17 protein-coding genes are annotated in these 14,346 nt (G+C 54.2%); all 17 read right to left on the minus strand.

Annotation, left to right across the window (positions count from 1 at the left end; translation table 11 throughout):
• Positions 1-24: 24 nt before the first annotated feature.
• A complete protein-coding gene (gene dxs / locus R70331_RS20555; protein ID WP_042178581.1) occupies positions 25-1,932 on the minus strand; it encodes a 1-deoxy-D-xylulose-5-phosphate synthase in 1,908 nt (635 codons plus the stop codon).
• A gap of 94 nt (positions 1,933-2,026) precedes the next feature.
• Entirely contained in the window at positions 2,027-2,971 is a 945-nt protein-coding gene (locus R70331_RS20560; protein ID WP_081947687.1) for a polyprenyl synthetase family protein, read from the minus strand.
• Entirely contained in the window at positions 2,958-3,215 is a 258-nt protein-coding gene (gene xseB / locus R70331_RS20565) for an exodeoxyribonuclease VII small subunit (protein WP_042178584.1), read from the minus strand. Before xseB ends, R70331_RS20560 begins: the two co-directional genes overlap by 14 nt.
• Positions 3,187-4,572, minus strand: coding sequence for an exodeoxyribonuclease VII large subunit (xseA, locus tag R70331_RS20570; RefSeq protein WP_042178586.1), 1,386 nt, complete (start codon positions 4,570-4,572; stop codon positions 3,187-3,189). Before xseA ends, xseB begins: the two co-directional genes overlap by 29 nt.
• A 9-nt stretch (positions 4,573-4,581) precedes the next feature.
• Positions 4,582-5,439 carry a bifunctional methylenetetrahydrofolate dehydrogenase/methenyltetrahydrofolate cyclohydrolase FolD gene (gene folD, locus R70331_RS20575; protein WP_042178589.1) on the minus strand — a complete coding sequence of 286 codons (858 nt, stop codon included), beginning with the start codon at positions 5,437-5,439 and terminating at the stop codon, positions 4,582-4,584.
• A gap of 91 nt (positions 5,440-5,530) precedes the next feature.
• Positions 5,531-5,980, minus strand: a complete 450-nt coding sequence (gene nusB / locus R70331_RS20580; protein ID WP_042178592.1) for a transcription antitermination factor NusB — start codon at positions 5,978-5,980, stop codon at positions 5,531-5,533.
• Between the two features lie 527 nt (positions 5,981-6,507).
• Positions 6,508-6,741 (minus strand): DUF2273 domain-containing protein, encoded by a 234-nt coding sequence (locus R70331_RS20585; RefSeq protein WP_042178594.1) that lies wholly within the window; start codon positions 6,739-6,741, stop codon positions 6,508-6,510.
• A 15-nt stretch (positions 6,742-6,756) separates the two neighbouring features.
• Positions 6,757-7,296, minus strand: a complete 540-nt coding sequence (gene amaP / locus R70331_RS20590; protein ID WP_042178595.1) for an alkaline shock response membrane anchor protein AmaP — start codon at positions 7,294-7,296, stop codon at positions 6,757-6,759.
• A 74-nt stretch (positions 7,297-7,370) separates the two neighbouring features.
• Positions 7,371-7,787, minus strand: a complete 417-nt coding sequence (locus R70331_RS20595; protein WP_042178599.1) for an Asp23/Gls24 family envelope stress response protein — start codon at positions 7,785-7,787, stop codon at positions 7,371-7,373.
• 117 nt (positions 7,788-7,904) lie between these two features.
• Positions 7,905-9,248, minus strand: a complete 1,344-nt coding sequence (gene accC, locus R70331_RS20600) for an acetyl-CoA carboxylase biotin carboxylase subunit (RefSeq protein WP_042178602.1) — start codon at positions 9,246-9,248, stop codon at positions 7,905-7,907.
• A gap of 60 nt (positions 9,249-9,308) precedes the next feature.
• Positions 9,309-9,818 carry an acetyl-CoA carboxylase biotin carboxyl carrier protein gene (gene accB / locus R70331_RS20605; RefSeq protein ID WP_042178603.1) on the minus strand — a complete coding sequence of 170 codons (510 nt, stop codon included), beginning with the start codon at positions 9,816-9,818 and terminating at the stop codon, positions 9,309-9,311.
• 225 nt (positions 9,819-10,043) lie between these two features.
• Positions 10,044-10,922: a SpoIIIAH-like family protein gene (locus R70331_RS20610; protein WP_042178604.1), complete on the minus strand. Its 879-nt coding sequence runs from the start codon at positions 10,920-10,922 to the stop codon at positions 10,044-10,046.
• A gap of 48 nt (positions 10,923-10,970) precedes the next feature.
• A complete protein-coding gene (gene spoIIIAG, locus R70331_RS20615; protein WP_042178606.1) occupies positions 10,971-11,612 on the minus strand; it encodes a stage III sporulation protein AG in 642 nt (213 codons plus the stop codon).
• 31 nt (positions 11,613-11,643) lie between these two features.
• Positions 11,644-12,417 (minus strand): stage III sporulation protein AF, encoded by a 774-nt coding sequence (gene spoIIIAF / locus R70331_RS30630; protein ID WP_052419142.1) that lies wholly within the window; start codon positions 12,415-12,417, stop codon positions 11,644-11,646.
• A 60-nt stretch (positions 12,418-12,477) separates the two neighbouring features.
• Positions 12,478-13,695 (minus strand): stage III sporulation protein AE, encoded by a 1,218-nt coding sequence (gene spoIIIAE, locus R70331_RS20625; RefSeq protein WP_042178609.1) that lies wholly within the window; start codon positions 13,693-13,695, stop codon positions 12,478-12,480.
• 48 nt (positions 13,696-13,743) lie between these two features.
• Positions 13,744-14,133 carry a stage III sporulation protein AD gene (gene spoIIIAD / locus R70331_RS20630; protein WP_039875230.1) on the minus strand — a complete coding sequence of 130 codons (390 nt, stop codon included), beginning with the start codon at positions 14,131-14,133 and terminating at the stop codon, positions 13,744-13,746.
• Between the two features lie 9 nt (positions 14,134-14,142).
• Positions 14,143-14,346 (minus strand): stage III sporulation protein AC, encoded by a 204-nt coding sequence (gene spoIIIAC / locus R70331_RS20635; RefSeq protein ID WP_020426549.1) that lies wholly within the window; start codon positions 14,344-14,346, stop codon positions 14,143-14,145.

Consider the following 14,346-nt stretch of genomic DNA (forward strand, 5'->3'; position numbering starts at 1 on the left):
CAACCGCTTCCTGCCTAACAGGCTTCAGGAGGTGGAGGTTGACTTATACGTATATTTGCTCAGTGCCTTCATGGCTTTGATCCGTGCACAGAGCGCTTCAACTGTAAGGCCGGTCTGCTGGCGCTGCTCTTTAACTGAGCCGTGCTCAATAAAGAGGTCAGGCACTCCCATCAGATGCACCCGTGTATCGTACATCTCCTGTGACGCGTAAAATTCCAGTACTGCACTTCCCAGGCTGCCCGCTTCACTGGCTTCCTCAATGACAACCATTGAAGTCCCGGCATTGGCCAGCTCAAGCAGCATGGAGTTATCAAGCGGCTTCTGGAAGCGTGCATTCACCACAGCAACCTGTACGCCTTCACGCTTAAGCAGCTCAGCTGCTTCCTCGGCAACCTGAACCATTGGCCCGCAGGCAAGCACCGCATAATCATCACCGGTGCGCAGTCGCTCCCATGAACCGATCGGAATAGTCTTCAGCTCTTTGTCCTGCGCGACGCCGGTTCCGTCAATCCGCGGATAACGGTAAGCAATTGGACCGTCATTGTATTCCAGCGCCGTCTTCATCATATGGCGCAGCTCATTCTCATCCTTAGGCATCATGATGACCATATTCGGAATATGACGCATAAATGCAATATCGTAGACGCCCTGATGCGTCTCGCCGTCCGCCCCGACAAAGCCTGCACGGTCAATGGCGAACATCACATTGGCGTTGTGGCGGCAGATATCATGCAGAATCTGATCATAAGCCCGCTGCATGAAGGTGGAATACACCGCAAAGACCGGCTTCATCCCTTCCATAGCCAGCGCTGCGCAGAGCGTTGCCGCGTGCTGCTCGGCAATACCGACATCAATCATCCGGTCAGGGAATTCCTTCGCGAACGGGAAGAGGCCAGAGCCGCCCGGCATGGCCGGGGTTACAGCAATCAGACGTTTATCCTCACGGCCCAGCTCAATCAGCGTCTCTCCGAACACTTCCGTATACATCGGCGGCTTGCCGACCGCTTTCAAGGGCTGTCCGGATTCAATTTTGTATGGAGAAATGGCATGCGATTTGTAGAAATCAGTCTCGGCAGGCTTATAGCCTTTGCCTTTGGTGGTCAGTACATGCACCAGCACCGGACCGTTGACATTGTCTGCCTGATGGAAGGTGTCGATCATCTTCTCGATGTCATGCCCGTCTACCGGACCGAGATAGGTGAAGCCCAGCTCCTCAAAAAGCACGCCGGGAACCATCATATATTTGAGGCTGTCCTTCAGCTTCTCTGCCGTCTTGGCCAGCTTACCGCCGATCGCCGGAATTCTCCGGAGCAGTCCTTCCACTTCATCCTTGGCCCGCAGATAATGGCGGTCGGAACGGATTTTGCTCAGATAATTGTGCATAGCCCCGACGTTAGGAGCGATGGACATCTCGTTATCATTCAGGATTACCATCAGCTTACGGCGCTCATGACCGATATGGTTCAGCGCTTCAAAGGCCATCCCGCCTGTCAGCGCCCCGTCACCGATCACAGCAATGACCTTGTTGTCCTCGCCCTTGAGGTCACGAGCCATAGCCATACCCATCGCTGCAGACAGGGAGGTGCTGCTGTGTCCGGCTTCCCAGACATCATGTTCACTCTCCGTACGCTTGACGAAGCCGCATAGACCGTCCTTCTTACGGAGCGTGTCAAAGCGGTCCTGCCGTCCGGTCAGTATTTTGTGGACGTACGCCTGATGTCCTACATCATATATCATTTTGTCCCGGGGACTGTCGTAGCAGTAATGCAGCGCCAGCGTAAGCTCCACTACCCCCAGGTTGGATCCCAGATGCCCGCCGGTCACAGTGAGCTTCTCAATCAGAAACGTACGGATCTCTTCTGCAAGGGAGTCCAGCTCTGGCACCGATAAAGATTTGAGTTGCTGCGGATCATTTATATTTGGAAGCAGCACGAGTCTTCCCCGCTTTCCTAGATGTTGTAAAATATAAACCCCATTATAACACAAACGAAACGGCTGTCGAAATACAGCCGCTTCGGAAATTTCACTAATGATCCCTTGACATCAGGTAAGATGCAATTTCCAGCAGGCGCGAATTGTCCTTAAAGCCTCCGCTAAGCACAGCGCTGCGGGCGGCTTCTGTCAGCTTCTCCACTTCAGCCCGGGAAGCCTCAAGCCCGATGAAATACGGATAGGTCACCTTCTGCTGCTTGATGTCACTGCCTGTCTTCTTGCCAAGCTTGCCCTCATCACCGATCAGGTCAAGAATATCATCCTGCACCTGGAAGGCGAGGCCGATCTGTGTGCCGAATTCGCGAAGCGCTTCCAGCTGTGCCGGGTCAGCGCCGGCAATCCGTCCGCCGGCCAGCAGGGAGAATACGATCAGATCACCTGTCTTATGGCGGTGGATATACTGCAGCTGCTCCAGACTGGTCAGCCCCTGCTCCCCTTCCATATCAGCCACCTGTCCTCCGACCATTCCGCGCGGGCCGGCCATTTCTGCCAGCTCCTCGACAATGGAGAGGACCTGCTCCGCAGGAACGCCATACCGGCGGGATGCCTGGACCACGCTGTAAAATGCATGTGTCAGCAGCGCATCACCGGCCAGAATAGCGGTTGCTTCGCCAAATACTTTATGATTGGTGAGCTTCCCCCGCCGGTAATCATCATTATCCATAGCGGGAAGATCATCATGAATCAGCGAATAGGTATGCACCATCTCTATGGCTGCTGCTACCGGCAGAGCCGCTTCACGGCTGCCGCCAAGCGCCTCACAGGCGGCGACGACGAGCAGCGGGCGGAGGCGTTTGCCTCCGGCCTGCAAGGAATAGTTCATCGCGTCCTTCAGATGTCCCGGAACGGTCCACACCGCTGGAAGAGTTGTCTCCAGCTCCTGCAGTACCGCTTCCGTAACTCCGGAAATATACGTGCTTAGCGGCTGGCGTTCTCCGCCTGCCGCATGTAGTTCAGGGCTATGCTCAGACCTGCTCATCACTGTCCCCTTCCAGCCGGGCGCCAAAAGGCTTCTTGCGCAGCTCCCCGTCCATCTCGGTAATCATTTCGATCTTACGCTCGACCTGCTCCAGCTTGTTTCCGCACAGCTGCGACAGCTTCATCCCCTGCTGGAACAAATCGATTGCCTTCTCCAGGGGAACGTCACCGTGCTCAAGCTCACGCACGATTTCCTCCAGCCGCTCCATAGCTCCTTCAAAATCCAGTTCCGCTTCCTTCGTCATCGTCTTTGCCATCCTCCTTCATTCCCCAGACCTGGCAGCTTAGCTGTCCGTCATTCAGCTTTATGTTGACCACATCGCCAAGCTCGACTTCCTTCAGCGATTTGATTAAATGCTCTTCCTTCTCGTCATACACGAGGCTGTAGCCGCGTGACATGACCTTCAGCGGGCTAAGCGCGTCGAGTGAGCGCAGCTCCGAGACGTAGCGCGCACGCTTGTCCCGCAGGCGCGCCTGCATCGCACCCGCAAGCGTGCGGGTGATGCTCTCGGTGCGCTGCCGGGCCGCATTCACGCTGGCCTGCGGGTGGAACCGCTGCAGCCGTGCGCGCACCACCGCCTGGCGCTCCTGCGCGCGGCGGTGCCGGGTCTCTGCTGCGCGGCTTAGCGCCGTGCGCAGCATGTCCAGCCGCTGCGCGTGCTGGGCCAGCTGGCGGCGCGGGCCGACCAGCTCTAGCGAGCGCTGCAGCGAGGCCAGGCGCTCGCCGCCGCGCTGGGAGCGGCGCAGCAGGCCCTGCCGCAGCCGCTGCTCGGCGGTGCGCAGCTGCGCAGCGAGCTCGGCAGCATGCGGCACAGCCAGCTCGGCTGCCGCTGTAGGGGTCGCCGCCCGCAGATCGGCGGCGAAATCGGCGATCGTGAAGTCGGTCTCATGACCGACTGCCGAGATCACCGGAATGCCGGAGCCGGCAATTGCCCGCGCCACCGCTTCTTCGTTAAAGGCCCACAGCTCCTCCAGTGAGCCGCCCCCGCGGCCGACAATGAGCACGTCGGCCTCGCCCATGGCGTTCAGGTTCTGAATCGCCTTCACGATGGAAGGCGCAGCTCCCTTGCCCTGCACCAGCACGGGATAGAGTACCACCGCCACCTGGGGAAAGCGCCGCTGCAGCGTGATAATGATATCCCGCACGGCCGCGCCTGTCGGTGAGGTGACAACACCTACCACGCGCGGAAAGCGGGGCAGCGGGCGCTTGCGGTCCGCAGCGAACAGCCCTTCCTTCTCCAGCTTCTGCTTAAGCTGCTCGTAAGCCATATACAGGCTGCCGATTCCGTCAGGCTGCATATGGGTTGCGTAGAACTGGTACTGCCCGTCCCGTTCGTATACCGTTACATTGCCTCTGGCGATTACCTTTGTTCCTTCCTTCGGAACAAAGGGCAGGCGCTGGTTATGCGAGGCGAACATAATGGCCTTGATCCGGCTGCTCTCATCCTTCAGCGTGAAATACATGTGTCCGCTGCCGTGATGTGTGAAGTTAGATATCTCGCCGCGGACCCATACATCCGACAGGAGAACATCCGAATCCAGCTTCATCCGGATATATTTGTTAAGATCTTTAATGGATAAGACTTGCCGTTCGGCTGCCATAAGCAGTCCCTATTCCAGGCCGCGGCGGCGTTTGGCCGCAATCAGCGTGTTGCTCATCAGCATGGTAATGGTCATCGGGCCAACACCGCCCGGTACAGGAGTGATATACCCGGCAACTTCCTTCGCGCTGTCATAGTCCACATCTCCGGCAAGCTTGCCGGTATCCAGCCGGTTCATCCCTACATCGATGACTACAGCACCCGGCTTCACATATGAACCGTCAATGAAATTAGCCCGTCCGATTGCCACTACCAGGATATCCGCCTGACGGCAGATTTCCGCCATATTCGCCGTGCGGGAATGGCACATCGTTACGGTGGCATTCTCACGCTGCAGCAGCAGGGAGACCGGCTTGCCGACAATATTGCTCCGGCCGATTACAACGGCATGCTTGCCGGAAATCCCGGTTCCTGTCCGCTTAATCAGCTCAATACAGCCGGCAGGCGTACAAGGCAGCAGGCTGTCATCACCGATGACCAGATTGCCGACATTGATCGGATGGAAACCGTCCACATCCTTTTCCACAGCAATGGCGTCAATAACCGCCTTCTCCTCAATATGCTTAGGCAGCGGAAGCTGTACAAGAATACCATCGATATCATTCCGGTTGTTCAGCTCTGCCACCAGGGCGAGCAGCTCCGCCTGGCTTGTCTCTGCATCGAGCCTGTGCACTTCGGAGTGGAAGCCGAGCTCAGTGCTGGATTTCTCCTTATTCCGGACATAAACCTGGGATGCCGGGTCTTCACCGACCAGAACGACAGCAAGACCGGGCTTAACGCCGTGCTCTGCCAGATCCTTCACCTGCCGGGCGATGTCAATACGAATTTCGTCGGATACCTGTTTACCGCTGATGATTGCTGCTGTCATGTAAGTCTCTCCCCTTTTTATCTGCTGTAGAAGTGTGATTGCTGCACGAATGGATAGGTTATACGGGCTAATGTTTATTCCTTCGCGGTGCTTACAGCCCGCTTTTCAGCTTGTCGATCTCCTGGATCATCTTGCCGAGTACCCCGTTCACGAACTTGCCGGAGTCCTCTGTGCCGAAATGCTTGGCCAGATCAATTGCTTCGTTAACCGCAACCTTGGCCGGTACATCGTCTGCAAAGACCATCTCAAAGGTAGCCAGGCGCAGAATCTGACGGTCTACACGGGACAGGCGGCTCATCTGCCAGCCCTTCAGGTAATGCTCCAGCATGTCGTCGATCGCTACCTTATGCTCCCATACGCCGTTCACATGCAGGACAACGTAAGCCTTCAGCTCAGCCTCATCCGTTATGACATGCTCGGTCTCGTTCTCTTCGGATGCCTCTGCAATCAGCATTTCTACTGCTTCCGCACTATCCACATCGTTCATTTCCATCTGGTACAGGCTCTGTACAATAATCTCTCTCGCTAAACGTCTCTTCATGTGTTCCTCCTACAATCTTATCTCGCATTTTATATCGTAAAGCATTGTTTCCGGCAAATCATTCATTACATTCAGAAGCACTATTATTTTCAGCTCAAAGCGGTATTCTTAATCCCTAATTGTATTTCGTACAGTTAAAAACCGGGCCGTGGCTTCACTGGGGTGCGTATGCCGGTATCTAATTGTACGAAATATAGTTAAACGGATTGTAGTTAGGCAGGAAGCTGATACGAAAACCCCAGTCAGAACATTAGGTGGATTTCCGCCGCTTAATTCCGTAAATTCTCGTCGTTTACGATGTTTAGTTGGAAATACGCCACTTCATTCACAGCAAACCCCTTCTAAACGCTAATTCGCTGTCAATTAAGTGGTGATTTTCAAACTAGCATTGCTTTCCACGAACACTACGAGAATTTCAGTGGTGATTCTCCATCTGAATAACCAAAAAACCGCGCAGCCCCTTCCCGCCAAAGCCAGGCAACACAAATGAAACGGGTTCCAGGCTCCGGGAGAAAGGCTATCGCGGTTCATTTGAAGGGACGCCAGCGTCCGGATAGCCGCTCAACCAGCTCCTGCCATGTGAACAGGGGCGGCTGCGCCGTATCCTTTCTTTTGCCAAGCGTATATCCGATGAACACTACCAGTGCAAAGAACAGCATATCCCAAAAACCGCTAATTAAATAAATCAGGCCAAGCACAATACCGAAGGTTACTCCGGCAATTCTGCCCCCGTGACTTTCCCATACTTCTTTCCAGGGCATAAGGGAAACTCACCTCTATTCCACTCGACTTTTGAAGCTTGGAGACTGTGAGAGGTTGGCAATATAGACCGAAACGTCTGCAACCGGAATGCCGGTCGTCTCCTGCACGAAATCATGCACCTGACGCTGAACCTCTGTAGTCAGCAGCGGGAGCGAATGCTCGCCGTCCACCACTGCGCGGATCATAATTTCAAGTCCGGCCTGCGACACGCGTATCCGTGATTTCAGATCCCGGATTCCCTTGACCTTACCTGCAGCCTTCAGGCTCAGGTTCTCGATGGTTTCCATGGAAATCTGAATATCCCCGTATTCCGTACGCTGGTCTACTGACGGCTGGGAAGCCCGGTCACGGCGCAAAGAGATGTAGAAGAAACGGATGCTGAGCAGGAACAGAATGACGGCCACTGCAATAGCTGCAATATAGGCGGCCGGGCCATCCTGAATCTCCAGTGTATCCGGTATTGCGCCGCTCAGGAGGAGAATGGCAATTACAGATAATATTCCGATGCTTAGGCTGTATATAAACAGCAGAAGCCTGTCCAAAATTTTTGCCACGAGTCTCATAACCTCCTTAAATTAGAGTAAACCCTCGACGGTGCTGTCGGGGGTTTATGGATAAACGAGGGCCCTTATTTCACGCGGTGAACCGCTTCTATATCTTCGCTCTTGTCCGTATTCCCGGTTGTTTTGAACTGGACGTCATGGACATGCACGTTCACTTCCACTACAGTCAGGCCGGTCATGGTCTCGATGGAGCGTTTCACATTGCGCTGGATCTCGCCGGCCACTTCCGGAATACGGTTGCCGTATTCGATAATGACGGACACGTCAACAGCAGCCTCACGCTGTCCAACCTCTACCTTTACTCCTTTGGACAGGTTCTTGCGGCCGAGAAGCTCCACAATTCCTCCTGCGAAACCGCCGCTCATGCCTGCAACGCCTTTAACCTCTACGGTAGCCAAACCAGCGATAACCTCGATTACTTCAGGAGCAATCTGGATCTCGCCGATCTCCGTACGCTCGTATTCCGTCGGCAATGTACTCATCTTAGACTTCAACCCTTTCAATAAAAAAGTTGTTCAATATTTATAGCGGAGAGCACGTCTCTTATTAAACATACTATATCATTTGCCGAACTTTATGACAAACAATGAGAATGCTTCCTAAATTTCATACTCTTCCAGGAACTTGATATCGAAATTTCCGTCCAGGAACACCGGATGCTCCAGCAGCTTCTGGTGGAACGGGATCGTGGTATGTATGCCTTCCACAGCAAACTCTGCCAGTGCCCGCTTCATCTTTGCAACCGCCTCCTGGCGTGTAGGCGCCCAGACGATCAGCTTGGCAATCATGGAGTCATAGAACGGTGAAATAGTATAGCCGGGGTAAGCCCCGCTGTCTACCCGCACACCCAGCCCGCCCGGAGGCAGGTAAAAGCCGATTTTGCCTGGTGAAGGCATAAAGTTTTTGTCCGGATCTTCAGCATTAATACGGCATTCGATAGACCAGCCGTTGATCACAATATCTTCCTGGGTGAAGGACAATGTGTTGCCCTCAGCCACCGAGATCATTTCCTTGATCAGATCCACGCCGGTGACCATCTCGGTTACCGGATGCTCAACCTGGATTCTGGTGTTCATCTCCATGAAGTAGAACTGGCCGTCCGGCCCCAGCAGAAACTCCAGCGTGCCTGCGCCCGAATAGTTCACGGCCTGTGCCGCACGGACAGCCGCCTGGCCCATCGCTTCGCGGACCTCCGGCGTAAGTACCGGGCACGGAGCCTCCTCGACCAGCTTCTGGCGGCGGCGCTGCACGGAGCAGTCCCGTTCGCCCAGATGGACGACATTTCCGTGATTATCGGCGATAATCTGGATTTCTACATGCTTCATGCCGGTCAGGAATTTCTCCAGATACACACCGGCATTGCCGAAGGCCTTCTGTGCTTCCTGCTGTGCAGCAGTAATCTGCTTGACCAGTGATTCCTCGTCCTCGGCGATACGGATGCCTTTGCCTCCGCCGCCTGCGGTAGCCTTCACGATGATCGGGTAGCCGATGTCACGGCCCAGCATAATGGCCTCTTCCACATCGCCCACCAGGCCGTCAGAGCCCGGAATAACCGGAACACCGGCCAGCTTCATCGTTTCCTTTGCTACCGCCTTGTCCCCCATACGGGTAATAGCGTCCGGCGAAGGACCAATAAAGGTGATATTGCAGGAGCCGCAGATCTCGGCAAAATCAGCATTTTCTGCTAAAAATCCGTATCCCGGATGAACGGCATCGCACTCAGTTAATGTAGCGACGCTCATAATATTGGTAAAATTCAGATAGCTGTCCTTGGATGCCGTCGGACCGATGCAATAAGCCTCATCCGCCAGCCGGACATGCAGCGAATCCCGGTCAGGCTCCGAATAGACCGCTACAGTGGAGATACCCATTTCGCGGCAGGCTCTAATGATGCGAACCGCAATTTCCCCGCGGTTGGCGATCAGCACTTTTTGAATGTTCATGCGTTTCCTCCCAAAGTTTAACGAGGCTTGCAAGCTCCTCTAGTTCTAGTACTGCGGCGGTTACTCCGGCTTTACCAGAAACAGCGGCTGGCCGTATTCCACAAGCTGGCCGTTCTCGGCTAGCACAGACACGATTTCGCCTCTTACTTCCGCCTCAAGCTCATTCATCAGCTTCATTGCTTCAATGATGCAGACGGTTGATTTCTCATTCACCCGGTCACCTACATTAACAAAAGATGGCGATTCCGGTGAAGCGGCACTATAGAAGGTCCCTACCATTGGAGAAACAATTTTATGTAATGCTCCTTCGGCAGGGGAAGACTGCGGCTGTACTGCAGCCGGAATTTCGCTTGGGGCCGTAGGTGCAACATGCTGAAGGCTGTGCGGCTGCGGGGCTGGCGTAAAGGGATAGACATAAGGAGCCGCCTGGATTGCGTTGCCATCAGCTTCAGGGCGATCCGGTTTACGTATAGCCAGCTTCATTCCTTCGCTTTCAATCTCCAGCTCATGTACGGAGGAGGTCTGGTCCAGCAATTTAATCAATTCCTTAATCTCACTTAACTTGAACATTTAATCGTTCACTCCTTCAGCTTTCTCTCGAAGCCACTTTTCTGGTACGGGCAAGCAAAAAACGGCCTCACCGTTTCTCTTTTGAAGCACAGCTTCAGGGATAACGCAAATCTGAGGTCGCTTTCATCATGATAACTTTATGTATTATATCACAAACGCTAGAAATGGAAAGAGCCCGGGGCAACCCGAGCTCTTTCGGCATTTTTTGCTTTTTTATACTGGTAATTATTGCTCTGATACATATTGGACTCTGATCTTGTCCTGGGTAACGCTCAGCTCCTTCATCACCAGATCCACGATGCCTACAGCCTGCTTCACATCCAGTTTGTCGCTCAGCACAACCACGGTGTAGCTGTTGCCCGTTTCTTCTTTGACGATTGCCTCGCCGTATTTCTGCTGCAGCTGGGTTTCGATATCGCTGATTTTGGATTCCTTTTCTTCAAGCTTGGTGAGCTGCTCCTGTGCCACAGCGTTCTCCGCCGGTGTCTTGCTCATATCGTTAATCTGGGCGATCAGATCATTGTAGCTCTTCAAGTTCAGCTGCTCGCGTTCAAACAGGTAGTTGGTGAACATGCTGCTTGCGGAAGCGCTCTGGGCAGCCACTTCTTTCAGAATTTCATCCTCACTCTTAACCGGAGTGCTGCCGGCGGAGGCAGTATCTGCTGCTTTATCAGTTGCTGTTTTATCCGTTACACCCTTATCACTGCTTGCCGTTACCTGCTCTCCCGCAGTCTTGTCAGTGACAGCAGCCGAAGTTTCCTTGGAGCTGTCTGGTTTGCTGCTCGCTTCAGGAGATGCTGCGCCGGCAGCCGGTTCGGTAACAGCTGCTGCTGTAGTCTTATCCTCAACTGCTGCTGCAGCCTCTGAGTCTGCATCCGTACTGAGTGCGCCCTGTGTGTCTACTTCATTGATGACCAGCCCGTTATCCAGCACTGTATTATCCGCTCTGGCTGCTGCGTTGTTCGCACTGTCTACCTGTATAGTCCCTGCTGTTTCCTTCGGAATGGACGACCCTGTGTCTTCCGTAAATAAATAGTAAGCAGAGAGCACCACCATCAAGCTGAGCATGGAAACCAACCAAATCGTTTGTCTTTTGCCCTTCATTTTCTTTTCCTCCTAAAAATTATATTGGTTATCTGCTGATCTGTCCGCCTATTCCTGCTTGCGGGGTACGACGGAAATGCGGTAGCTCGGAACATTCAGGCCCTTCTGTACAGCCTCTTCGATCAATCCGCGGACGACCTTGTTCTCCGCGCCCTTGGCTACAACGAGTACGCCTCGTACCTGGGGCTTGATCCGCTTCGTAATGATCGGAGTTTCATCGCCTGACTGGCTGTAGGTGACGATCTCCCCGTCCCTTGTGTATTGTGTCGTATGGCGTTTGCCGCCGCTGGCATCGGTCTCCTCACTCTGCTGCTGCGAATCATTCATATTGCGCGTCACAACGATCTCTTCTGTGGATTCCACTGTGACCATAATATCAACCGTTCCGACTCCTACAATTTTCTCGAGAATTTCCTTAGTGCGCTGCTCCATCGCCAGTTCAATGGTATCAAAGGCACTCCCGTTATTGAGCTCCCCCTGCTGCAGGGTTGTCTGGGATGATTCAGCAGCAGGCGGTTCCCGCCCCGTATTCTCGCTGTCGAGCTTCTTGACGTTTACAAAAGAGTTAAACAGCATAATTGCCACACCCAGCAGTCCCAAAATGATCAGCCAGCGGAAGGTATGACTCCTTTTCGGACTGCCGGAGCCTCCGCCTGCCCACTGCTCCAGCTTTTTTAACCAGTTAGCCACTCTTATCCCCCCTTGCTGCCACGCTGCAGCTTCATGATTTTCCGGTGTTTGCGGTATTGCCTGCAACCTGAATGATGCCGCGTTCCAGGTTCCAGCTCGTCTCCAGCATCCTTATGATCCCTTCAGCCGTTGCCGCATCGTCAGCAGCTCCGGCATCCTGCCCGCCATTCACGCCGCCCGCGGCTCCTGCTGTTGCTTCCCTGGCTGCTCCGCCTTCACTCTCACTGATCTGCACCTGGACCGGCACCACCGGCTCAATCCGGATCGGCTCAGCTCCGGTATCTGCTCCTGCTTCCGTGCCGCTGTTCTGCCCTGTACCGGATGTAGCCGGCAGTGAAACGGTAACCCCGGTAATGACCGGAACCTCTTCACCGCCAAGGCCGGATGCCAGGCTGAGCCCGAGCTTGACTGTCACCTTAACTCCCTGCAGGCCGGTGCTGCCAGCAACCTGCTCCTGCATCTGCCCGGCCACCTCCTCCGCAGCCAGCTGTAGGCTCTGCTCCTTCGCCCCTGCCGCCAGCATCCGCCCGTCTGCCAGGATCTGTTCCAGCGTTCCGGCTCCCCGGCCTGCCCCGCGGAGCAGTCCGCCCTGCTGCTCCTGTTGCACAAGTGCAACGCTCAATTCCTTGGCGGCATCCCCCTTCAGCAGGGAGACAACCGGGCTTAGCATCGTCAGCAGCACCAGCAGACTGAGCACCAGCCTGGCGTACCGCTCCATCGACTTGCCCGGAAGCAGCATCTCCACAAAGGCAGCCATCAGGACTACCAGTATGAGCTCCCGCAGCCAATCGCCTAACCAGGTCATAAGCTAAACCTCCTGAACGTTAGTAGGCATTTGCAGCTGCTTCTTCCTAAACTTCCGGCATTACCTCATCATTACAGTGACGTTCCCGGCGGTCAGCATAATGGTTACAGCCAGGAAAAACATCAGGGAGACGGCTGCCAGAGCTGCAAAAACATAGATCATGCTTTTGCCGATCGTCTGCAGGCAGGATACAATCGGCGTCTCGCCGAGCGGCTGCATGACCGCTGCAGCCACATTGTAGATCAGCGCCAGAATCAGGATTTTGATCGCCGGGAATGCACACAGGAACAGGATGATAATGACCCCTGACAGCCCGATTGCATTCTTCACCAGCAGCGAAGCCGAAATAACGGTGTCGGTGGCGTCTGCGAACATTTTACCGATGACAGGCACGAAATTTCCGGTGATATACTTGGCTGCCCGGATCGTAACACCGTCCGTTACAGAACTGGTGATACCTTTGACAGAAATGACACCCAGGAAGACCGTCAGCAGTACTCCCAGCAGTCCGGCTCCTATATTGCGAAGAAGATTGGCCAGCTGGGTCAGCTTGTATTTGTCCGACATGGCGCTTACCAGATGCAGCACCGCCGAGAAGAACAGCAGCGGGAAGACTATGGTGTGGATCAGTGTGCCAACCGTATGAATCATAAAAACAATCAGCGGATGCGTAACCGAAACGGTCACGATGTTGCCCATCGACGCCAGGAGGGCAAACAACAGCGGAATCATCGCCATCATGAAATCAATCATCCGGTCAATCGCATCCTTCGCATACCCGATGGCAATATTGAAGCTGTTGACGGCTATGACCAGTACGACCATGTAGCAGAGCATATAAGCAATTTTGCTGACCGTTTTGCGTTCAAAAGCAGTCTGCAGCGTCTCCAGAATCATGCTGAGCACACTGATCATAACGATCGTTACAAGCAGCTTTCCGTTATACAGCACCTCATGCCACATAAATCTGCCAAGCCCGGATAATACCCCTGCAAAGCTCAGCCCGTCCTCTCCCGGAAGCAGCATATCCATCAGTGACGGGGTCTGCCCGTCCGGGAAAAATCCCCCGTATTCCGTCATCAGCTGGTCCCAGTAGGATTCGACCCCGTCCAGCGGGAGATTCTGCATCTGGCCCTTGACCCAGCCGTCTACCGGCGAATTTGTTCCGCCCGATGGCTGAGAGGCGGTTGCCGCCGCCGGAGCCGTATTACCGCACAAGAGCAGCAGCAGAAAGGGCAGCAGGAGCAGCAGTTTATTTAACTTTGGAGAGTCCCGCATCCGCCTTCCCGCCCTTCTCTGCTAATCTGCGTCTACCTTACATGAGCCTCAGGCAGGCAGGAGCTTCATCACCGTTTCAATAATAATGCTGATGATCGGCACAGCCAGCACCATGATCAGCACCTTGCCGGCCAGCTCAATCTTGGAGGCAATGGATTCCTGACCGGCATCGCGAACAATCTGCGCCCCGAACTCCGCGATGTAGGAAATTCCGATGATTTTGAACACGGTTTTGATATAGATCATCTCCATTCCCGAAGACTCCGCCACCCGCTCCAGCGTCCCGAGAATAGTACCGATTTTGCCGATCAGGAACAGGAAAATCAGGATGCCGGCCGCTGTTGTCAGCAGAAAGGCGAACATCGGTTTTTGTTCCTTCAGCACAAGGATCAGTACCGTCGACAAGAGTCCGATTCCCACTACTTGTATGATTTCCATAACGCCTGCCTATTGAAAAAGAAAAATCGTTTTGATTTCCTGCAGGAGGCCGTCCAGCATCCGGATCACCATAAACAGGACGATGATGAATCCGACAATAGTTACCCAGTGGGCAATGTCCTCCTTGCCCATCTGCTTCAGCACCGTGTGAATCATGGCGATGATAATGCCGATGCCGGCGATTTGAAAGATCGCGTTGACTTCAATATTCAT

The sequence above is a fragment of the Paenibacillus sp. FSL R7-0331 genome (genome assembly GCF_000758645.1).
Classification (GTDB): Bacteria; Bacillota; Bacilli; order Paenibacillales; family Paenibacillaceae; genus Paenibacillus_AQ; species Paenibacillus_AQ camerounensis.